Below are 20,770 nucleotides of genomic sequence, written 5' to 3' on the forward strand. Positions count from 1 at the left end.
TTCCGTCCCGCGGCCTATCCGAACAGCTTCTTGAGTTCGCGGTTGACGGCCGTGTCGGCCTTGTCGAGAGCGGCCTCCGGGTCCATGTCCTTGCGGACGCTGTTGGCGAAGACGTCCTCGAGCGAGGTGCGCATGGCCTGGGTCCAGCCGATGTTGTCGAAGTGGCCGAACTCGTTGAAGAGCCGCACGCCTTCGGCGGCGTTGCCCGTCTTGAGCTTGGTGGCGGTCTGCGCGAGCGAGGTGCGCGGAGGGATGTGGAAGCCGAAGTTGGTGGCCCACTCCTCCTGGTACTTCTTCTGGTCGATCCACAGCCACTTGACGTACTCCTTGGCCGCTTCGACGTTCTCGCCCTTGGCGTTGACGAACATCGACCAGCCGCCGTTGTAGACCGACTGCTTGCCCGAGTCGATGGTCTTCGGGAAGGGGAAGACCCCCCAGTCGTCGCCGAGTGCGGCCTGGATCCCCGGCATCGCCCACATGCCGCAGAACTGGATCGCACACAGGCCCTGGTTGAGCGAGGAGGGGTCCCAGGACTCGGTCGGGGCTCCGAGGAGGAGGTTGCCGCTGGTGAACAGCTTGCGCATCTTCTTCAGACCCTCGATGACGCCGGGGGTGTGGTAGGCGATCTCGTTCTTGTCGGTGAGGTGGTCCGCGCCGGCCGACCAGATCATCGTGTCGATGACGTTGTGCAGGTCGTTGCCCATGTACAGGCCCTTGACCTTGCCGGTGGTGAGCTTGGCGGCGGCCTCCGCCAGTTCGTCGAGCGTGGTCGGCACCTCGACCTTGGCCTTCTCCAGCATCGACTTGCGGTAGAAGAAGAACTGCGGGTCGTCGATCATGCGGACGCCGTAGATCTTGCCGTCCACCGTGTGCGACTTGATGTCCGCCGGGTTGAAGTCGTCCTTGACGGGCGTGACGATGTCGGTCAGGTCCGCCACCTGACCGCTCTTGACCAGCTGGATCTGCGGGTGGAACTCGAAGAGGTCGGGCGCGTTCTTGGTGAGCAGGGTCGCGAAGAGCTTGCTCTCGAAGTCGGCACTGGTGATCCACTGCGTGGTCACGTCGGCCTTGTCGTAGGCCTTCGCGTACTTCTTGATGGCCTGCTCGGTGCCCTGCTCGCCGTACGCGTGGAAGTACTGCGTGAGGCCGACACCCGAACCGGATCCGCCACCACGGCCGTTGTTGCCGCCGCAGGCGGCGAGCGTGCCGGCGGCGGCCATGCCCGCGGCGGCTCGGAAGAGGGACCTGCGGGACCAGTTGCTGTTGCTCATTGCCGACATGGCGACGTCCTTGTCTCGAAGTACGGCTACGGCTCTGTGGCTCGGCGCAGGCGGCTCAATTCCTGTCGCGGAGCGGGACGTTAACCTTCGGCTAAGCCTTCGGCAAGGGGTTGGACGAAGTCTGTTCGAAGCGTTGTGATCGGTTCGGAATGGCGAACGAGAGGGGACGCGGCAAAGGGTGTGGACAGGCTGGCGCAGGGGTAACGCGGTTGCGTCACACGGAGGTTGAGGGCCGCCGGTGTCAGGGCCGGCGGCCCTCGGTCAGTGGGGTGTTTGCGGCGGCTGTCGCCTGGTCAGGGCCTCGCCGGCCCCGCGTACGCGGCCGCGCGGGAGTCGCGCAGGCGGTCACCACCGGCTGGGCCCCGCATCACTGTCGATCCGTCGACGGGCCTCCGGTCGCCGACGCCGGAGCACCCGCCGTTCGCTTGGCCGGCGCGCTGTCAGCCCGCGTTCGGCAACCGGCCCGGGAGGCTGTCACCGGCGTGCGCGCCGATTGCTCCGCCGGCGTTCGTGAACCGGCGAGGGGGGCCGCCCAGGTGTGCGCGACGCCCGCTCCGGTCGCCGGCCGGCGGCCGGTGTCTTTGCGGTGGTATCCCTCCGGTGCCTCCGGTGCCTCCGGTGCCTCCGGTGCCTCCGGTGCCTCCTGTGCGTCGTGCGGCAGCTGGACTGCTGCTCGCAGCCGCCCGCACGGGGATGCCGGTGCCGCCGGCCGCGTCGGCGGGCAGCGCGTTGTGAGAACGTTTTCCGGCAGGTGTGCCGTCACCGTCACGGCAGGCGAAGCGCCGCGTTTCTCGGGGTTTCCTCGGGCCGAGGACCTACGTGATCCTCGGTGCGCGTAACACTGCATCCCTTCCGTCGTCGTGAAGGTGGTGCGGCTCCGCCTGGTTCACGCGGGCGGGGCGGGCGGCGCGGTACGGCTCCTCGCGCCGGTGAAAACGGTGCGCTTGGCGTTTCTCTGACCGACCGACTGCAACGCCCCTTCGAGCGCGAACGTCGCCGCGCCCAGACAGGCCGGGTCGGTGGGGATGGGGGAGAGGACGATCCGGTTGGCGGCCAGCGGCCGTTTCAGCGCGTGCCGGGCGACCGCCTCCCGCACCTCCTCGAGCAGGGGTTCGCCGAGCCGGGCGGCGACCCAGCTGCTCAGGACGACCACCTCGGGGTTGAGCACGTTGACCAGATTGGCGATGCCCGCGCCGAGGTAGCGGGCGGTGTCGCGGACGACCTTGACGGCGACCGGGTCGTCCGCGGCGACCCCGGCGGCCAGGGCGTCGATCGTGGCGGTCTGGTCGTCGGGATGCAACAGAGGGCTCCGCGGGCTGAGTTCACGCAGGTTCTGCATGATGCCGGGCGCGCCCACGTACGTCTCGACACAGCCGTGGTTGCCGCAGCGGCACAGCCGGCCGTCGAGCACGAGGGTGGTGTGCCCCCACTCCCCGGCGCTGTTGCTGACGCCCCGGTGCAGCCCGCCCCCGAGGACGAGGCCGGCCCCGACACCTGTGCCCAGGTTGACCACCACGGCGTCCCCGTGCCCGCGGGCCGCCCCGAACCACAGTTCGGCGACCGCGCCCGCGCGCAGCGGATTGTCCAAGTACAGCGGATACGCGATGTGTTCGGCGAGCAGGTCGAGCAACGGCACGTCGTGCCAGTCCCAGTTGGGCGCGTACTCGGAGATACCCGTGGCCCGGTCCACCTGCCCCGGCACGCTCACCCCGACGCCGAGCACCCGGGCGGCCTCGACCCCGGCCTGCGCGACCACCGAACCGGCGGCCGCGGCGACATGGCCGACCACCTGTTCGGGACGGCTCTCGCCGGGCCGCATGTTCTCCTCGGCGCGGGCCAGCACGTTCAGCGCCAGGTCGAAGAGCTCGACATGGACGTAGGTCTCCGCGATGTCCACGCCGATCAACGCGCCCCCCGATGCGTTGACGGCCACCAGGCCCCGCGGGCGGCCACCCGCCGAATCCTCGAACCCGACCTCGGTGATCATGCGGAGGTCGAGCAGCTCGCCGACGAGGGTGGCGACGGTGGCGAGCGAGAGACCGGTGGCGGCCGCGAGCTCCTGCCGGGAGGTGGGCGAGGCGGCGATGATCTGACGCAGCACCTCGTAGCGGTTCGCGGTGCGGATGTCCCGTGATGTGCCGCGCTTCATGCCAGCGTGCCCCCTCATCCCTTCCGTGCCTCTGCGTGGCGGGCGGGCCCGCGCTGCGACGGCACCGGCGCCGCGCCAGGCTATGGGCTGCCGAACCGTTCGACAAGGGGTTAGGAAAGGGGCTTTATAAAGTCGCCCGGAGTCGCGTGCTCAGCCTGCCAGGACGTCCCGCACGAAGGCGTTGGTGAACTTCCCGGCCGGATCCAGCACCCGCGCGAGGGCCGTGAAGTCGTCGATCCGGGGATACCGCCCGCGCACCACGTCGGCCGGCACCCCGAACACCTTGCCCCAGTGCGGCCGCGGCTCGAAGGGGTCCAGCGCGGCTTCCACCGCCCGCACCACCGGGAGAACGGCCGCCGTGTCCTCGACCCAGGTGAAGTGCAGCGCCACGGTGTCCCGCCCGTAGGAGGGGCTCAGCCACTGCTCGTCGGCGGCCACCGTACGCACCTCGCAGACCTGGAGCACGGGGGCGACCGTCTGCCGGATACCGTCGATCGCATACAGCGCCTCGGTGGCGTGCCGGCGCGCCAGCAGGTACTCGCTCTGCAGCTCGTTCCCGCTGCTCGGGGTGAACTCCGCCCGGAAGTGCGGCAGCCGCTCGTGCCACGGCCCCGGCACCCCGAACTGCTCCGTGCAGTTGACGGCCGGCATCCCCGGTACCGGATGCAGTGCCTCCACGGCCGGCGTGGCCCACGGGAAGTCGGCGAGAGGCTCGTCCGTACGCCGTTTCAGCCACACCTGCCGGAAGCCGGGCGCATCCCAGTCGGTGAACAGGCTGACGCTGTACGCCGCCCCGGCGACCGTCTCGAAGTCCAGTCCTTCCAGAGGCAGTTCGGTGAACGTGTGCTGCTCGACCTCATAGCCCGGCTGCAGATCGAGGACGAGCGCGGTGACCACGCCGAGCGCGCCCAGTGAGGTGACGGCCCCGCCGAACCGCCGGTCGCCGCGTCCGATGACGACGGTCGAGCCGTCGGCGGTGACGATCTCCACCTCCCGTACGGCCGAGGCGAGCGAGCCGTTGCCGACCCCCGACCCGTGGGTACCGGTGGCCACCGACCCGGCGACCGAGATGTGCGGAAGGGAGGCCATGTTCGGCAGCGCGAGCCCGCGCTCGTGCACCCGGCGCGCCAGCTCGGCGTACCGGACCCCGCCCGCGACCCGCACGGTCCGGGCCGTCGTGTCGACGTCGACCTCACCGGCCAGCGCGCCCAGCGACAGCAGCACCCCGTCGACGCCGGGCTCGGCGATCTCGTTGAACGAGTGCCCGCTGCCCAGCACCCGCACCCGCCCGCTCCCCGCCACCAGCGAGCGGAGCGCGTCGAGAGAACGCGGACGGTGCAGTTCCCTGGCGGCGAAGGTGATGTTGCCGGCCCAGTTGGTAACGGTTTCGGTCATGCGACTGCTCGCCCCTCCCGAGGAGATCGAGAACCCGGAATTCCCAGGTGGAACCTACCTTGCCCGCAACACGAGGCCCCCGCCCCCACCACCGCGCGGTCGGGGGCATACCGTGAGGAGTCGTACGCCTGAGCCGGGAGGAGAGACGGATGGACAGCCGTACCGCGCTGGTCGAGGATCTGATGGAGCGGTTTCCCCATGTTCCGCGGGAGGCCGTCTTCAAGGAGGACCTGCTGCGCGGAGGCGTGGCCTTCGACCCCTCCGCCCTCAGTGACAACGAGTCGGGCGAGGTCAAACCGAAGTCCTACTTCATCTTCTCCTTCGACCACGGCACCCTGCCCGAGCTGGGCGAGGCCGCGCTGCGCCGTCCGCCGGAGGAGATCATCCTCACGGGAGGCCCCTACGACCTGCGGCGGACGGTCGTCTCGGTCCGGGTGAATCCGTCCTCTCCGTACCGCGTCGCGGCGGACGACGAAGGTCTGCTCGGGCTGTACCTCGACGGAAAGCGCATTGCCGACGTCGGCGTGCCGCCGATGCCGGAGTACTACCGGCACAAGCTTTCCAACGGGAAGTCCGTCATGGAGGTCGCCCCGACGATCCAGTGGGGTTACCTGATCTATCTGACCGTTTTCCGGGTGTGTCAGTACTTCGGCGCCAAGGAGGAGTGCCAGTACTGCGACATCAACCACAACTGGCGCCAGCACAAGGCGGCCGGCCGGCCGTACACGGGCGTGAAGGACGTCGAGGAGGTCCTCGAAGCCCTGGAGATCATCGACCGGTACGACACCCAGAAGGCGTCCACCGCCTACACCCTCACCGGCGGCGCGATCACCAAGACCGTCGCGGGCCGGGACGAGGCCGACTTCTACGGTCACTACGCCAAGGCCATCGAGGAGCGCTTCCCGGGCCGCTGGATCGGCAAGGTCGTCGCCCAGGCGCTGCCCCGCGACGACGTACAGCGCTTCAAGGACTACGGGGTGCAGATCTACCACCCCAACTACGAGGTGTGGGACCGCCGGCTGTTCGAGCTGTACTGCCCGGGCAAGGAGCGCTACGTAGGCCGCGACGAGTGGCACAAGCGGATCCTCGAATCGGCGGAGATCTTCGGCGCGCGCAACGTGATCCCCAACTTCGTCGCGGGGGTGGAGATGGCCGAGCCGTTCGGTTTCACCACCGTGGACGAGGCCATCGCCTCCACCACGGAGGGCCTGCGTTTCTTCATGTCGCAGGGCATCACGCCGCGCTTCACCACCTGGTGCCCGGAGCCCACCACCCCGCTGGGCAAGGCCAACCCGCAGGGTGCGCCGCTGGAGTACCACATCCGGCTGCTGGAGGCCTACCGCGCCACCATGGACGAGTTCGGTCTCTCCTCGCCTCCCGGCTACGGACTGCCCGGACCCGGCCGCGCGGTGTTCTCCGTCAGTTCCTTCATGGACAGCCTTCCGGCAGAGGACTCGGCGACCGTATAGTCCGCGCAACGGTCACCACGGTCCGCGAAACAACCCGCGGAACAACCCGCGGAACGAGGCGCGGGACAAGGCGCGAAGCAGTCTGCGAAAAAGTCTGCGAAACCGGTGTCGAAACTTGGCGTCGGGAGTGAACGCAGGGCGGTCCGCGTCCGTACTGGAGGCCGGAGTACCGGGCGCGGCCGTCTTCCCGGCGTCCCGTTCAGCTGTCTGTCCTGCTGTCCTGACATGACATCTGAACAGGGCGCTTGTCAGTTGTGTTGGAAACGTGAAAAGCTCTGCCCCTGCCGCGAGGTTCCCCCCAACTCCATTGCCGTCATGGTGAGTTGACCTCGCTTGTGGATGCAGGAGACTCATGCCCGACCTGCCGACCCCGAAGGACGCCGCCGAGGCCGCGCTGTTCTCCGAGTGCTGGGACGCCGTCCTGTCGTACGCCGACCTGTGCACGTCCGGCTCGACCGCGGCGAACCAGCTGGCCCGTGAGGCGTTCGCACTCGGCATACGCGAGGCCCGCGCCGCCGAGGACGGTACCGCACGAGGTGCCGGCCGTCGCTCCTCCCGGCTGCCCCGGATCCCGCTGCTGCTGACCGCCGTACGCACCACGGCCGCCACCTGGGAGGCCCGGGGACAGGGCCACAAACTCGACCCCGATCTGCGCCTGTGGCTCAACTCCGACAAGGCCGCACGGTACGTCGGACCGCCCCTGAGCCGTCCCATCGCCCTGCGCGGGCTGCGTGACATGCAGGAACCCGACGCCGCTCTGCTCTGGCTGGCGGAGGTGGAGGCGCTGCCGCTGCAGGCCGTGGTCCGCAGGCAGGGCCTCGACCCGACCGCCGCCGTGGAGGAGCTGAACCAGGTCCGCGGACTGTTCCGGGACCGCTGCCACCGCAACCATCTCGACACGCCGATGGACGCGGAGTGCCGCAGCTACGTCCGGCTCCTGGACGCCGTCACCCGCTCGCCCGCCGCCGACACTCCCCCCGACCTCTCCCGTCACCTCGCCACCTGCGTGGAGTGCGCGGAGGCAGCCGCCTGTCTGCGGCTGCACGGGGGCGGTCTGCCCGCCGCTCTCGCCCAGGGCGTCATCGGCTGGGGCGGCCTCGCCTACCTGGAGCGCCGCCGCCGGGCCGCCGAGGTGCGCCTCGGCGCCGGACGCCCGGACGCGCCGGACGCGGAGGGCACGGCGGAGCAGGCCGCCGCGAGCAGGGCGCGCGTGCTGCGGGGCGGCATGCTCGCCGCCGCCGTCCTGGTCTCCGTGGTGGCACTCGCCGTGTCGATGATGCCCGGCGACACCGGAGGCGGCAGCGGCGGCGAGAACGTCGCCCAGGGCAACCCCGCGGACAGCACCCCGGTGGCCGGTCCCGGCTCCGTCCTGCCGTCCGCGGATCCCGCCACCTCCGCCGCGCCGTCCTCGTCCCGCCCCGCGGCGTCCGCGAGCGGTACGCCCTCGGCGACCGGCGGCAACGACGCCGGGAAGCCCGACCCCGAGCCCCAGGGCACCTCCTCGGCCACCGCCGGTGCCGGGGGAAGCGAGGAGACGGCGGCCTGCGAGGCCACGTACGACCTCGTCAACCAGTGGCCCGACGGCTTCCAGGCCACCGTCACCGTCACCACCGCCGTGACGCTCGACGACTGGCGCGTGGCCTGGTCCTTCCGTGACGGTCAGAAGGTCGACCAGATGTGGGACGCGAGCCTCGCCCAGGACGGCTCGCGGGTCACCGCGACCGCCGCCGACTACAACAGGTCCGTCTCCGCGAACGGCACGCTCACCTTCGGGTTCCTCGCCTCCTGGCAGAACAAGAACAGCGCGCCGTACGCGTTCACCCTCAACGGGAAGACGTGCACGAGCTCTTGACGCCCGACCGCTGAACCGGGCACCGACGGAGGTCGCTGAACCCGGCACCGACGGGCGTCGCTGAGCCGGGCACCGACGGAATGCGGAAGCCGAGCGCAGGACGGAGAGGGGGCGGGGTTCTCGGCCCCTCTCACCCTCTCCCTCTGCGCGTCCGAGGCCTCTGTGCGCGAAGGGCGATCCACCGTGCGCGAGGCCGTTCCGGGTGATCCGGGACGGGTGCGGCCGCCGCGTCGGCCACGCGCGCGAGTCGATGTCGGCGAGCGGGCCGGAAAAGGGGTGGCAACCGGTTTACCGCGCCCCTATTCTGAGTGAGCTTTGTGCGCGGCCGACGGCCGCGCTGTCAGCCGTGTGAGGAACCTGAGGAACGGGAGGTGTGACCGATGACTGTCGCCGAGAAGGGTGCTGTTCGCAGCGACCAGACGTTCGTTCACTCCACCTCCGCGGTCTCCGGCTGACCACTTCTTCCGTCTCGCCTGCGCGAGCGCTGCCGGGGCCGCCCCTGTGAAGGGTCCCCCTTGCATTCCTCATCCGTTTCCCCTGCTTCCTCTGCTTCCACCTCCCTTTCCTCCCCTTCGGGTTCGCCGTCGCCTCTCGCCGCGTACGGCTGGGACGCCGACCGGGAAACCGAGTTCGCCCCTTACGCCGAGCGGGGCCTGCTGCCCGGCCGCGTCGTGCGGGTCGACCGTGGGCTGTGCGATGTCGTCACCGCGGCGGGAGTCGTGCGGGCAGACACCGAGTTCGTCGTTCCCCGTGATCCGCTGAAGGTCGTGTGCACGGGCGACTGGGTCGCCGTCGACCCCGAGGACGCCGATCCGCGGTACGTACAGACACTTCTGACGCGCCGTACGGCCTTCGTACGTTCCACCTCCTCCAAGCGGTCCGAGGGTCAGATCCTCGCCGCCAACGTCGATCACGCCGTCGTCGCGATGTCCCTGGCCGTCGAGCTCGACCTCGGCCGCATCGAGCGCTTCCTGGCGTTGGCCTGGGAGTCCGGCGCCCAGCCCGTCGTCGTGCTCACCAAGGCCGACCTGGTGCCCGACCCGGTCGCGCTGTCGTACCTGGTCGAGGACGTCGAGGCGAGCGCCCCCGGGGTGCCCGTGCTCACCGTCTGCGCGCGCGACGGCGACGGCGTCGAGGAGCTCGCCGCGCTCCTCGGGCGGGGCACCTCCGTGCTGCTCGGGGCGTCCGGCGCGGGCAAGTCGACACTCGCGAACGCGCTCGTCGGCGAGGACGTGATGGGCGTCCAGGCCACCCGCGACATGGACGGCAAGGGCAGGCACACCACCACCACCCGCAACCTGCTGCCGCTGCCCGACGGGGGCGTCCTCATCGACACGCCCGGACTGCGCGGTGTCGGCCTCTACGACGCCGGCACCGGGGTCGGACAGGTCTTCGCGGAGATCGAGGAGTTCGCGCGGGACTGCCGTTTCCACGACTGCGCCCACGAGTCCGAGCCGGGGTGCGGGGTGCGGGCGGCCCTCGAGGACGGTCGGCTCCCCACACGCCGTCTGGAGAGCTATCACAAGCTGGTCCGTGAGAACCAGTGGATCGTCGCCAAGTCCGACGCCCGCATGCGCGCCGACGTCCGCCAGGACTGGAAGCGCAAGCAGGCCGCCGGCCGGGCCGCGGGTGAGGCGAAGCGTGGGCGCGGGCCGTGGCGACCCGCTCCGCCTCGGTAACGCGTGTCCGATCCGGTAACGCGTGTCCGATCCGGTGACGCGCGTCTGTTCCGGAAGCGCCATCCGGTCTCGGTAACGCACACGTGGGGGCCGGAAACTCTTGCCTGCCGGGCAACCTGTTTCCGGTCCAACGTCACGTCCGATTTCCGCTAGCACCGTCTCTCCCGGGCGCGAAGACTGGAGCCCATGACGGACCAGGACACGCAGTACGAGGCGGTCCGCAGCAGGGATGCCCGTTTCGACGGCGAGTTCTTCTTCGCCGTCGAGACCACCGGCATCTACTGCCGGCCCAGCTGCCCCGCCGTGACGCCGAAACGCCGCAATGTGCGTTTCTTCGCGACGGCCGCCGCCGCGCAGGGCTCGGGTTTCCGGGCCTGCCGACGGTGCCGTCCGGACGCGGTGCCGGGATCGGCCGACTGGAACGCGCGTGCCGACGTCGTCGGCCGGGCCATGAGGCTGATCGGCGACGGCATCGTCGACCGGGAGGGCGTCACCGGGCTCGCCGCACGGCTCGGCTACAGCGCCCGCCAGGTGCAGCGGCAGCTCACCGCCGAGCTCGGCGCGGGACCGGTCGCCCTGGCCCGGGCGCAGCGCGCGCACACCGCGCGGGTCCTGCTCCAGACGACGGGCCTGCCGGTCACGGAGATCGCCTTCGCGTCCGGGTTCGCCAGCGTGCGCCAGTTCAACGACACCGTCCGGACCGTGTACGCGACGACCCCGACCGAACTGCGGGCCGCGGTCCGTGCGACCCGCCGTACCGCCACCCCGTCCGCGGGGATCCCGCTGCGGCTCGCGCACCGGGGCCCGTACCACGCGGGCGCCGTGTTCGACCTGCTGCGACGGGAGGCCGTGGCCGGGGTGGAGGAGGTGAGCGGGCCGCCCGGTGCGCGCACCTACCGCCGTACGCTGCGGCTGCCGTACGGCACCGGGATCGTCGCCGTGGACGAGCGTGCGGGTGACCCGGGCCGGGCCTCGGCCGTACACCCGGGCGGGTGGCTGGACGCCCGGTTGCATCTCACCGATCCGCGCGACCTCACCACGGCCGTCCAGCGGCTGCGGAGGCTGCTCGACCTCGACTCCGACCCCTACGCCGTCGACGGGCGGCTCGGCGCCGATCCGCGGCTCGCCCCGCTGGTCGCCGCCCGGCCCGGGCTGCGTGCGCCGGGGGCCGCCGATCCGGAGGAGTACGCGGTGCGGGCGGTGGTGGGGCGGGCGGCCGCCGAGCGCCTCGTCCGCGCCTATGGCAAGGCCCTCGACGCACCCTGCGGGACCCTCACCCACCTCTTCCCCGAGCCGGCCGTCCTGGCGCAGTCCGAATCCGGGCCCGGTGCCGAGTCCGAATCCGGGCCTGGGTCCGAGTCGGGATCCGAGTCGGGGTCCGGACCTGACTCCGGGGCGGGGCTTGGCTCCGGATCCGAGGGGCCGCTGCGCGTCCTCGCCACCGCCCTCGCCGACGGCACCGTACGGCTGGACCCTGGGGTCGACCGGGACGACGCCCAGGAGGCGCTGCTCGCACTGCCCGGACTGGACGCCCGTACGATCGCGGAGATCCGTGCCCGTGCCCTCGGCGACCCCGACGTCGTGCCGCCCGGCGTGGACGTCCCCGACAGCTGGCGCCCCTGGCGCACCTATGCCCTGCACCACCTGCGCGCCGCGGAGGAACGATGACCGACCTGACGTACTGGACCAGCGTGGAGAGCCCGCTCGGCCCCCTGCTGCTCACCGCCGACGCCGACGCCACCCTCACCTCCCTCTCCGTGCCCGGACAGAAGGGCGGACGTACCGTCCAGGAGGGCTGGCGGCACGACCCCGGGCCCTTCCGCTCCGCGGCGGAACAGCTCGCCGCCTACTTCGCCGCCGAGCTGAAGGATTTCCGGCTGCCGCTGCGCAGTGACGGCACCGAGTTCCGTGAGCTGGTGTGGAGCGCCCTCGACACCGTGCCCTACGGGGCGACCACGACCTACGGCGAGATCGCGGCCCGTGTCGGCGCCTCGCGGATGGCCGTACGGGCCGTGGGAGGGGCGATCGGCGCGAATCCGCTGCTGATCGTGCGCCCCTGCCACCGGGTGATCGGCGCCGACGGTTCGCTGACGGGATACGCGGGCGGGCTGGAGCGCAAGGTGCGGCTGCTCGAGCTGGAGGGGTCGATCGAGGAGCGGTTCCGGCCGCTCGCCTGATGGGGAGCCGACACCTTCAGACGGTCATCCGCAGAACTTTCACCCCCACAGAACCGTCCACAGCCATGCCCCCATGATCAACAGGCAGGTGAACAGCTCCGTGAGGACGCTGGAGCCGCCCGAGCGCATCGCCGTGCGCAGGGCCGCCCGGGCTTCGCCGTGACGGCCCAGGCGGAGACGTTCGGAGAGATAGATGCCGCCCATGAAGCCGGGGATCGCGCCGATCACGGGGAGCAGGAAGAAGCCGAGGAACGCGCCGAGCCCCGCGTACGCCGCCATCCGGGGGGTCGCGCCGCTCTCCCGCAGCCGACGCGGTGGCAGCGTCCAGCGCACCACCTGCGACAGGAACAGCGCGACCGTGGCACCGACCAGCACGACCCAGGAGGCCGGCTGCGGATCCTCCAGCGCCCACCACAGGACCGCGGCCCACACCAGCCACGATCCCGGCACACCGGGCACCAGCACTCCGCACAGGCCGAGCAGGATGACCACTCCGACCAGCAGGAGTTGACCCACTCCCATCTGCCCAGGGTGCCCGAGTCAGGGAGAAAGCGCAGGTCAAGCCGTACGGGGCCGGGCGAGCGCCGACGCGTACGGTCAGTGCTCCCGGGCCACCCACCCCCGTTCGTACGCGTGCCAGCCCAGTTGCAGCCGGGTCGTCACTCCCGTCAGCTCCATCAGCCCCTTCACCCGGCGCTGGACGGTCCGCAGCCCGAGGTCGAGCTGCTTGGCCGCGCTCGCGTCGGTCATCCCGGCCAGCAGCAGGGACAGGATCTCCAGGTCGGTGGCGTCGGGACGGTCCGGGGCCTGCTCGGCCACGCCGGCCGCGCCTAGGCGCAGCGGCAGCGCCTCCCGCCACACCGACTCGAACAGGCCCGACAGCAGCTCCAGCAATCCGCTGGCGTGCACCACCAGCGCTGCGGGCTCGGCCGAGCGGCCGGTCAGCGGCACCAGGGCGAGCGAGCGGTCGGCGACGACCAGCTTCGTCGGCACCCGGTCCATCACCCGCACCTGTTCGTCCCGGCCCAGCGCGGCGGTCAGCTCCGCCATGCCGTCCGGCTGGTCGAGCACCGCCCGCTCCAGTACGACGCGGTAGCGCACCCCGCGAGCCGTCGCCCGCTCCTCGGCGTCGTTCTCGCCGCCCGTCACGGCCACCGGGGTGCCGGTGACCAGCGCACACACCTCCTCGCTCGCCCCGAGCTGGATCTGAAGGAAGCGCTGGGAGACGGCGGCGGCGCCCGTCACCACCTCGACCAGGTCGTGCACGGACGGTTCGGCGGCCGCCGCCCGGTACTCCTCGGCGAGCAGGGCCGCCGCCAGCTCGGCCTTCTCCAGCTCGTGCCGCTGCTGGGTGAGCAGCGCCCCCAGGGCGACGCCCGGAGGCGCGGCCACCCAGCGGCCGGGGCGACCAGAGGACTGCGCGGCGAGACCGTGCCGCTCCAGCCGGCGCAGCGCACGTTCGGTGTCGTGCTCGCCGAGGGCCAGCCGCCGCGCCAGGTCGGGCACGTCGGCGGCCCCCACGGACACCAGCGCCCGGTAGGCCGACTCGTGCGTCCCGTCCAGCCCTATCGCTCCCAGCATCGGGTGCTTCCCTCCTTCTGACGTCCCGTGAATGGCGGGAAACAGCCACGGCGTAAACCCGCCGCCGCACATCATCGCCGTACCGCCGGTCACTCTGCCAAGGTGTGGCCACGGCGGAAACACGTGATCATCCACTGATCATCCACAGCGGAGGTCCAGAAGCGCCGTACAGACTCGGGCCGGTCGGCCACGACGCCGCGGCCCGGAAACCTTTCGAGAACGTGATCCGACTCATGACGCGCAGGGGCGCATAGGGGATATGAGTCCGGGTCACCCCATGTCGCCGGGCGGTTCTCCCGTGGGGGGTGGAACCGCCCGGCGACCTTTGTCGCATCGTGCTTCGCACTGGCGTTCAGGGCGTCACTCGGCCCGCTGTTCGACACACGTGCGGTGGCGCATTTTCCGGATGCCCCGTTTTCATCCGGCCCGCGCAGTGGACAATCGGGGGCATGAGCCAGCAGGGGGGAAGGCCCACCGGTCACGAGGACGACTGGTGGGGGCAGTTGTACGACGATGCCACCGAGGACACGGGGCCCGCGCGCACCGCAGACTCCCTGGACGACCGTTTCGCCTCGGCCGCCGGAGCGGTGCGCACCGGCGGTGCGGGAGAGAAGGCGGGGACGCCGGACGACATCGGCGGCCCCGGGTCCACGGCGGCCCCGCGGAACCCGAAGGGCGCGGGCGACACAGGGGGCGACGACTCCGGCGGCGCCGACGCCCGCGGCGGCGCGGGACCGGTGCCGGCACCCCGTGCCGAGCGGTCCGGTTCCGCCGGGCAGGCCGACTGGTGGTCCGCGTCGTCCGCCACGAGGGCAGGGGCACCGCCGTCCCGGGAGCCCACCGTTCCGCCGCCGCGGAGCCGATCCGCCCCCGAGTCCGCCCCCGAGTCCGCTCCCGAGCCCGCCTCCAGCCGAGACGCCGGGTGGGACACCCCGTGGGATGCCGGGCCGGATGCCAGGCCGGATGCCGGGCAGGACCCCGAGCAGGCTGGTGCTGGTGCTGGTGCTGGTGCTGGTGCTGGTGCTGGTGCCGGTGGCGCTGCCGGTGCCGGACGCGATGGTGACGGGCGTGATGGCTGGAGCGACGCCGAGCCCGGCACCGGACGGGACTCCGGATCGGACTTCTGGCGGGACACCGGATCGGATTTCTGGAGGGACTCCGGACGGGGCGGCGGACGGGAGTCGGGACGGGGCGGAGGACAGGACACCGCCCGCGACGACATCGGGCGCAGTCCAGAGCGTGACGTCGTCGGGCGGGATGTCGTCGAGCGTGACGTCGTCGAGCGGAATTCCGGTGCCGGTGCCGGTGCCGGTGCCGGTGCAGGCGCCGCGGAGACGGACCGGGGTGCCGGCAGGCAGGGGCGGCACCGCGCTCCCTGGGAGCCGCCGCCGGCCACGCCCTCCGGTCCTACGAACTTCCCGCCCCGCCCGCTGCCGCCGGGATTCGCCGAGCGGCCGCCCCACGACCCCACCCCGTCCACCGCCGAAGGCCTCGCGTCGACGGACACACCCCCCGAGGCTTCCGAACCTCCGGCGCCGTCCGCCCCTCCCGCGCCGCCGTCCACCCCGCCCGCACCGCCGACGCGCTCACCCGCCGGACAGGCGACCGCGGCCGCAGCCGGCGAGGGCACCGGGCCGGCCTCCTCCGCCGCGCCGCCCCCACCGCCCCCGGTGCCCCCCGTGCCGGCCCACGCGCCGCCGCCCCCACAGGCCCCCACCACCTCCGTCGACGGTTCGGCGGCCCCCCTGTACGCGGAGGACCCCGCACCCGCGCCCGAGCGCGAGCCGGACGCCGAACGCGCCCCCGTCTCCCCGAGCACCTCCCCACCGGGTCATCCGCCCACCGTCCCCGGCCTGCCCGCCCTGCCCGCCGTCCCGCCGTCGTCCACCTCCAAGGACTACGTCGGTTCGGGGCCGCCCACCTACGACGCCGAGCCCACCGCTCTACCGCCCGCCGACCCGGACGACCTCGCCGATCTCGTCGCCGACACCGTCCTGGACGGCGCCCGGTACGGAGTCTGGGCACTGCGGGCCGCGTCGGTGCGGGGGGATTCCGCGCGGTACCGGGGGGAGCCGCGCCGGGACTCGTTCCTCACCGCCCGCTTCGGCGCGGGGGAGCAGGCGCTGATCCTGGTCGCGATGGCGACCGGTGCCCGGGCGACCCCGGGCGCGCATCGGGCGGCCGCCGAGGTGTGCCGGTGGATCGGGCGGGCCGTGGGCAGCAGTCACGTCCGGCTCGCCGAGGACATGAGGGCGGCCAGGCGCGGAGATCTGAAGTCGGGCCTGCACCGGCTCACCGACCGCAGCCTCGGCCGGCTCCGCGCCAGCGCCGCCGAACAGGGCCTGGAACCGGAGGAGTACGCGGCCACCCTGCGCTGTCTGCTCCTGCCCGCCGACCCCGCCTGCCGTACACGCGTCTTCTTCGGCGTCGGCGCCGGCGGCCTGTTCCGGTTGCGCGACGGTGTGTGGCGGGACATCGAGCCGCAGGTGGGCGAGGTGGCCGGCGCACCGGTCGTCGGGTTCGGCTCGTTGCCGGCCGAGACGCCCGACGGTGACCGGCTCACCATGGACCTGGGCATCACCACGCCGCCCAACCCCTACGACCCGGACCCCGGACCGCCCCGCGAACCCTTCCGTTTCCGTGCCTCCGTAGCCCGCCCGGGTGACACGCTCCTGATGTGCACGGACGGCATGGCCGAACCCCTGCGCGGGGAGCGGGAGCTGTCCGCGTACCTCGCGGGACGCTGGTCGGGCCCCACTCCGCCCGGCCTCGCCGCCTTCCTCGCCGACACCCGGGTCAGGGTGAAGGGCTACGCCGACGACCGCACGGCGGCGGCCGTCTGGGAGGCGTAACCGAGTCGCCGCGGCCACTGTGGAGTCAAGGACCCGAGGAGACCGAAGGGGTGCGTCGATCCATGGCCAAGCAGAACGTCGCGGAACAGTTCGTGGACATCCTCGCCCGCGCGGGGGCGCGGCGCCTCTACGGTGTCGTGGGGGACAGCCTCAACCCCGTGGTGGACGCGGTGCGGCGCAACCCCGCCATCGACTGGGTTCACGTCCGGCACGAGGAGACGGCCGCCTTCGCCGCCGGTGCGGAAGCCCAGATCACCGGGAAGCTCGCGGCCTGCGCGGGGTCCTGCGGGCCCGGCAACCTGCATCTCATCAACGGCCTCTACGACGCCCACCGCTCCATGGCCCCCGTGCTGGCCCTGGCCTCGCACATTCCGTCCAGCGAAATCGGTCTCGGTTATTTTCAGGAAACCCATCCCGATCAGCTGTTCCGCGAGTGCAGCCACTACAGCGAGATGATCTCCAGCCCGAAACAGATGCCCCGGCTGTTGCAGACCGCCATCCAGAACGCGGTCGGGCGCAGCGGCGTCAGCGTCGTGTCGCTGCCCGGTGACATCGCCGACCGGCCCGCGCCCGAGAAAGCCGTCGAAAGCGCTCTTGTCACCGCCCGGCCCACCGTCCGCCCCGGCGACGCCGAGATCGACGCGTTGGTCGCGATGATCGACGAGGCCGACAAGGTCACGCTGTTCTGCGGCAGCGGCACGGCCGGCGCGCACGCCGAGGTCATGGAGTTCGCCGGGAAGATCAAGTCCCCGGTGGGGCATGCGTTGCGGGGCAAGGAACACATTCAGTACGACAATCCGTACGACGTCGGGATGAGCGGCCTGCTCGGCTACGGGGCCGCGTACGAGGCCACCCACGAGTGCGACCTGCTGATCCTGCTCGGAACCGATTTCCCCTACAACGCCTTCCTCCCCGACGACGTGAAGATCGCCCAGGTCGACGTACGCCCGGAACACCTCGGCCGACGATCGAAACTGGACCTCGCCGTATGGGGCGACGTACGGGAGACCTTGCGCTGTCTCATCCCGCGGGTGCGGGCCAAGGACAACCGGCGTTTCCTCGACCGGATGCTGAAGAAGCACGCCGACGCGCTGGAGGGGGTGGTGAAGGCGTACACGCGGAAAGTGGAGAAACACGTTCCCATCCATCCGGAGTATGTCGCCGCCGTCCTTGACGAACTCGCCGACGAGGATGCCGTGTTCACCGTCGACACCGGTATGTGCAACGTCTGGGCCGCCCGCTATCTCACCCCCAACGGCCGGCGTCGTGTCATCGGCTCCTTCTCGCACGGCTCCATGGCGAACGCGCTGCCCATGGCGATCGGTGCCCAGTTCACCGACCGCCGCCGGCAGGTCGTGTCGATGTCCGGCGACGGCGGATTCGCCATGCTGATGGGCGACTTCCTGACGCTGGTGCAGCACGACCTGCCGGTGAAGGTCGTGCTGTTCAACAACTCGTCGCTGGGCATGGTCGAGTTGGAGATGCTGGTCGCCGGTCTGCCCTCGTACGGCACGACCAACAAGAACCCCGACTTCGCCGCCGTCGCCCGCGCCTGCGGTGCCCACGGTGTGCGCGTCGAGAAGCCCAGACAACTGGCCGGCGCGCTGAAGGACGCCTTCCGGCACAAGGGCCCGGCCCTCGTCGACATCGTCACCGACCCCAACGCGCTGTCCATCCCGCCGAAGATCAGCGCCGAGATGGTAACCGGTTTCGCGCTCTCCGCCTCGAAGATCGTTCTCGATGGCGGAGTGGGCCGGATGCTGCAGATGGCCCGCTCCAACCTGCGCAACGTGCCCCGGCCGTAGGAGGGTGGCGGCCGGTCGGGTGGGTCAGTCGCCGGTCGGGACCCACCGACGTTCGCCGTCCTCGGAGCCGTACCAGTAGCGCGGCAGCCCCTTGATGCCGCTCGTGCGGAACGGGCGGCCGCGGTCGTCGATACGGACCGTGCCGGTGCGGCCCTGGGACGACCAGTCCAGTTCGAGGTACCAGTCGCAGGCGCACGACTCGGTCCGTGCCGTGACCAGCAGCACCTCGGGGTCGGTGCTGGACACGCGGTAGGGCAGGCTCACCGCCGGGATCGGCGTGCCCGCGTCGTTGCCGGCGACGGAGTGCGCCACGGGACGGTCCTTGTCCAGGTCGACCGCGAAGTAACGCCTGCTGAGGGAACCGCCGCAGCCCTGGTCCATGGCGTACGCGGTGCCCGGCGTGGGTGCGGCCCGACCGACGACCCGCACGCGCAGCGCCGTCAGCACGACGGCCGTGGAGGTGCGGCCCTGCACCGAGATCTCCACGTCGGTCTCCCGCCCGTGCACCGCTCCCTGGGCGGTCGCCCAGGGGCCGGCGTCCTGCTCCGCCGGGGGCGGCGGAACCTGCGCCGGAGGCTTGTCGATGACGTAGTCGTGACTGCAGCCGAGGGCCCAGATCTGTGAGTCGACGGTCCAGGCGAGCGGTATGCCCGCCGCGGGTTTCGTGGCCTTGCCGCCGGCCGGGGAGGTGTCCGGGGCGGGGGAGCTCCTGGCGGGGCGGGCGGACGGGGACCCGGTGCCGGGTGCGGGGGAGGTGGTCGAGCCGACTCCTGGCGTCGGCGAGTGCGACGGCACCGTCGTCCTGGGCACGGCCGTGGCGGAACCGGAGGACCGGCCGACGTCGCCGGAGGCCGCGGGGCGGCCGCCGCCGGGCAGCGCGGACAGTGTTCCCAGGGTGGCGAGCAGCGCGCAGGAGACACCGACGGCGACCGTGATGCGCCGGCGGCGGTACCAACGGCGAGGCGGTACCTGGTTTCCGTCCGGTTTCCGGGCTTGCGTGCCTGCCGTGGGAGGGCGTGCGGTTTCTACCGGTGTTGCGGAGGGTTTCTCGGTCTCCGAGGGCGTTGCGGTTTCCGGTGTTTCCGGCGCCCCGGTTGGTGCCGGCGTTTCCCGAGTTGTACGCGTTGCCGGTGTTAGCGGCGTTCCCCGTAAGGCTGCCGTTCCTGGTGTTTCCGACCGTTCGTAGGCCGCATGTGTTTCCCGGACGTCCAGGGCTTCCGGTGTTTCCCGGTGTTCCGGCGCTGTCTCCGAAGCCGCCGTGGTCCGGGCCCGCTGACGGGCCGCCACAGCTCGCAGCCACCGACGGTGCAGTTCGAGGCGTTCCTCCGGTGTCGCCCCGCAGAACTCCGCGAGCCGTTCGACGGGGGCGAAGTCCTGGGGAACCGCTTCCCCGGCGCAGTACCGGTGCAGCGTCGAGGTGTTCATGCCGAGCCGACGGGCCAGGGAGCCGTAGCTGCGCTCCGTGCGCCCCTTCAGTTCCGTCAGCAGCGCCGCGAACTCCGTCACATCGGTCACGCCGTCGTCGGTCGGCACCGTTCTCCCTGTGTTCGTCCGGCCCGGCGGTCATCCCAGGCACTCATATACCTGCACGTCAGATGGGCTGGGATGGTTCCACCTCGGCCGATCGGGCGCTGACCGTTGCACCGGGCCGCCCGTACCGCCGATGCTCTTGGTGTCGCACCGACCAGGGCCGGACCGACCAACCGGCGTCGTGGTGACCACCCACAGCAATGCACTCACTCACGGGGGACACCCATGTCCAAGCGCACCCGAGCCGGCACGCTCACCGGGCTCACCGCACTCACGGCCGCGGGCCTCGCCCTCGGCACCGTACTCGCCGTACCGGCGGGCGCCGCCACCCCGCGACCGCCGGGTTTCCTCTCGGCCGCCGACCTTCCGCCGCACCCCGGCTCGTCCTGGACGGCCGGGAGGATCACCGCCGGCGCGTCCCCGGACGTGGAGGTGGACCGCTGCCTCGGCACGGCGCTGGGCGACGGCCGGGACTCCTGGTACCGGGACTTCCGGACCGACCTCGACGCGAGCGCCCGCCAGGTGAGCGTCGTACTGCCGAGCGTCAGCGCGGCGAAGGGCCGGTTCGCCCGGGTGAACCAGGACATCAAGTCCTGCCCCGCGTGGATCGAGCAGGCCGACCCGGAGGTCGAGGCCACGCTCAAGGACTACGGGAAGCTCGACGTGGAGGAAGGCGCCCACGTCTACGGCCTGCACACCGAGACCTCCTGGGGCGCGACCGACATCCGCCTCCTCTCCGTCGGCCGGGACGGTACGACGGTGACGGTCGTGGACTGGGGCCGGCTGGGCGACTTCGGCGACGCCCCGGTGAAGGCCTTCAAGAAGACGACCGTCAGGGCCGTCAACAAGCTTCACTGACACACGACCACCGAGGAAGAACCGGGGCCGCCGCCCTCCCGCCACGGGGGTCGGGAGGGTCGGTGGCCCCGTATGACCACCAGCACACAGCCACCAGTCGGGCCGTACAGGCCGCACACAAGAGACACACGGGGAACACGCAC

General features: G+C 71.7%; 14 protein-coding genes and 1 pseudogene. 8 read left to right on the forward strand and 7 right to left on the reverse strand.

The features are described from left to right. Window positions 1-14: 14 nt before the first annotated feature. The 3 genes from ASD48_RS35240 to ASD48_RS35250 all read right to left on the reverse strand — a co-directional run bounded on the left by ASD48_RS35240 (window position 15) and on the right by ASD48_RS35250 (window position 4,824). Window positions 15-1,271 (reverse strand): sugar ABC transporter substrate-binding protein, encoded by a 1,257-nt coding sequence (locus ASD48_RS35240; protein WP_079074167.1) that lies wholly within the window; start codon window positions 1,269-1,271, stop codon window positions 15-17. A gap of 895 nt (window positions 1,272-2,166) precedes the next feature. After that, window positions 2,167-3,429: an ROK family transcriptional regulator gene (locus ASD48_RS35245; RefSeq protein WP_057605933.1), complete on the reverse strand. Its 1,263-nt coding sequence runs from the start codon at window positions 3,427-3,429 to the stop codon at window positions 2,167-2,169. A 150-nt stretch (window positions 3,430-3,579) separates the two neighbouring features. Continuing rightward, on the reverse strand, window positions 3,580-4,824 hold the full coding sequence (locus ASD48_RS35250; RefSeq protein ID WP_057605934.1) for an FAD-binding protein: 1,245 nt from the start codon (window positions 4,822-4,824) through the stop codon (window positions 3,580-3,582). Window positions 4,825-4,973: 149 nt separating this feature from the next. On the opposite strand from ASD48_RS35250, the gene ASD48_RS35255 reads away from it, so the two are divergent. The 5 genes from ASD48_RS35255 to ASD48_RS35275 all read left to right on the forward strand — a co-directional run bounded on the left by ASD48_RS35255 (window position 4,974) and on the right by ASD48_RS35275 (window position 12,001). Beyond that, window positions 4,974-6,293, forward strand: coding sequence for a radical SAM protein (locus ASD48_RS35255; protein WP_057605935.1), 1,320 nt, complete (start codon window positions 4,974-4,976; stop codon window positions 6,291-6,293). Between the two features lie 352 nt (window positions 6,294-6,645). Continuing rightward, window positions 6,646-8,145: a cellulose-binding domain-containing protein gene (locus tag ASD48_RS35260; RefSeq protein WP_057605936.1), complete on the forward strand. Its 1,500-nt coding sequence runs from the start codon at window positions 6,646-6,648 to the stop codon at window positions 8,143-8,145. Window positions 8,146-8,660: 515 nt separating this feature from the next. After that, complete coding sequence (rsgA, locus tag ASD48_RS35265) at window positions 8,661-9,824, forward strand: ribosome small subunit-dependent GTPase A (protein ID WP_079074170.1); 1,164 nt, start codon at window positions 8,661-8,663, stop codon at window positions 9,822-9,824. 186 nt (window positions 9,825-10,010) lie between these two features. Continuing rightward, window positions 10,011-11,492 carry a DNA-3-methyladenine glycosylase 2 family protein gene (locus ASD48_RS35270; protein WP_057605937.1) on the forward strand — a complete coding sequence of 494 codons (1,482 nt, stop codon included), beginning with the start codon at window positions 10,011-10,013 and terminating at the stop codon, window positions 11,490-11,492. Further along, entirely contained in the window at window positions 11,489-12,001 is a 513-nt protein-coding gene (locus ASD48_RS35275) for a methylated-DNA--[protein]-cysteine S-methyltransferase (protein WP_057605938.1), read from the forward strand. Before ASD48_RS35270 ends, ASD48_RS35275 begins: the two co-directional genes overlap by 4 nt. Before the next feature lie 39 nt (window positions 12,002-12,040). On the opposite strand, the gene ASD48_RS35280 is transcribed toward ASD48_RS35275, so the two are convergent. Then, the gene (locus ASD48_RS35280) at window positions 12,041-12,523 is read right to left on the reverse strand and encodes a DUF456 domain-containing protein (RefSeq protein ID WP_057605939.1); all 483 of its coding nucleotides are present in this window, start codon (window positions 12,521-12,523) and stop codon (window positions 12,041-12,043) included. A 75-nt stretch (window positions 12,524-12,598) separates the two neighbouring features. After that, window positions 12,599-13,582 carry a helix-turn-helix domain-containing protein gene (locus ASD48_RS35285; RefSeq protein WP_057605940.1) on the reverse strand — a complete coding sequence of 328 codons (984 nt, stop codon included), beginning with the start codon at window positions 13,580-13,582 and terminating at the stop codon, window positions 12,599-12,601. 1,220 nt (window positions 13,583-14,802) lie between these two features. On the opposite strand from ASD48_RS35285, the gene ASD48_RS35290 reads away from it, so the two are divergent. Continuing rightward, window positions 14,803-16,434 (forward strand): protein phosphatase 2C domain-containing protein, encoded by a 1,632-nt coding sequence (locus ASD48_RS35290; protein ID WP_242432832.1) that lies wholly within the window; start codon window positions 14,803-14,805, stop codon window positions 16,432-16,434. A gap of 62 nt (window positions 16,435-16,496) precedes the next feature. Continuing rightward, window positions 16,497-18,239, forward strand: a complete 1,743-nt coding sequence (locus ASD48_RS35295) for a pyruvate dehydrogenase (protein ID WP_057605941.1) — start codon at window positions 16,497-16,499, stop codon at window positions 18,237-18,239. 24 nt (window positions 18,240-18,263) lie between these two features. Here ASD48_RS35295 and ASD48_RS46240 read toward each other — a convergent pair whose 3' ends face one another. Continuing rightward, entirely contained in the window at window positions 18,264-19,049 is a 786-nt protein-coding gene (locus tag ASD48_RS46240) for a hypothetical protein (protein ID WP_348983244.1), read from the reverse strand. A 558-nt stretch (window positions 19,050-19,607) separates the two neighbouring features. After that, window positions 19,608-19,772, reverse strand: a pseudogene (locus ASD48_RS46245) (helix-turn-helix transcriptional regulator); the annotation flags it as partial. Window positions 19,773-19,994: 222 nt separating this feature from the next. On the opposite strand from ASD48_RS46245, the gene ASD48_RS35305 reads away from it, so the two are divergent. Then, window positions 19,995-20,627 (forward strand): hypothetical protein, encoded by a 633-nt coding sequence (locus tag ASD48_RS35305; protein WP_057605943.1) that lies wholly within the window; start codon window positions 19,995-19,997, stop codon window positions 20,625-20,627. Window positions 20,628-20,770: the final 143 nt, after the last annotated feature.

The organism is Streptomyces sp. Root1310 (assembly GCF_001426425.1).
GTDB lineage: Bacteria > Actinomycetota > Actinomycetes > Streptomycetales > Streptomycetaceae > Streptomyces.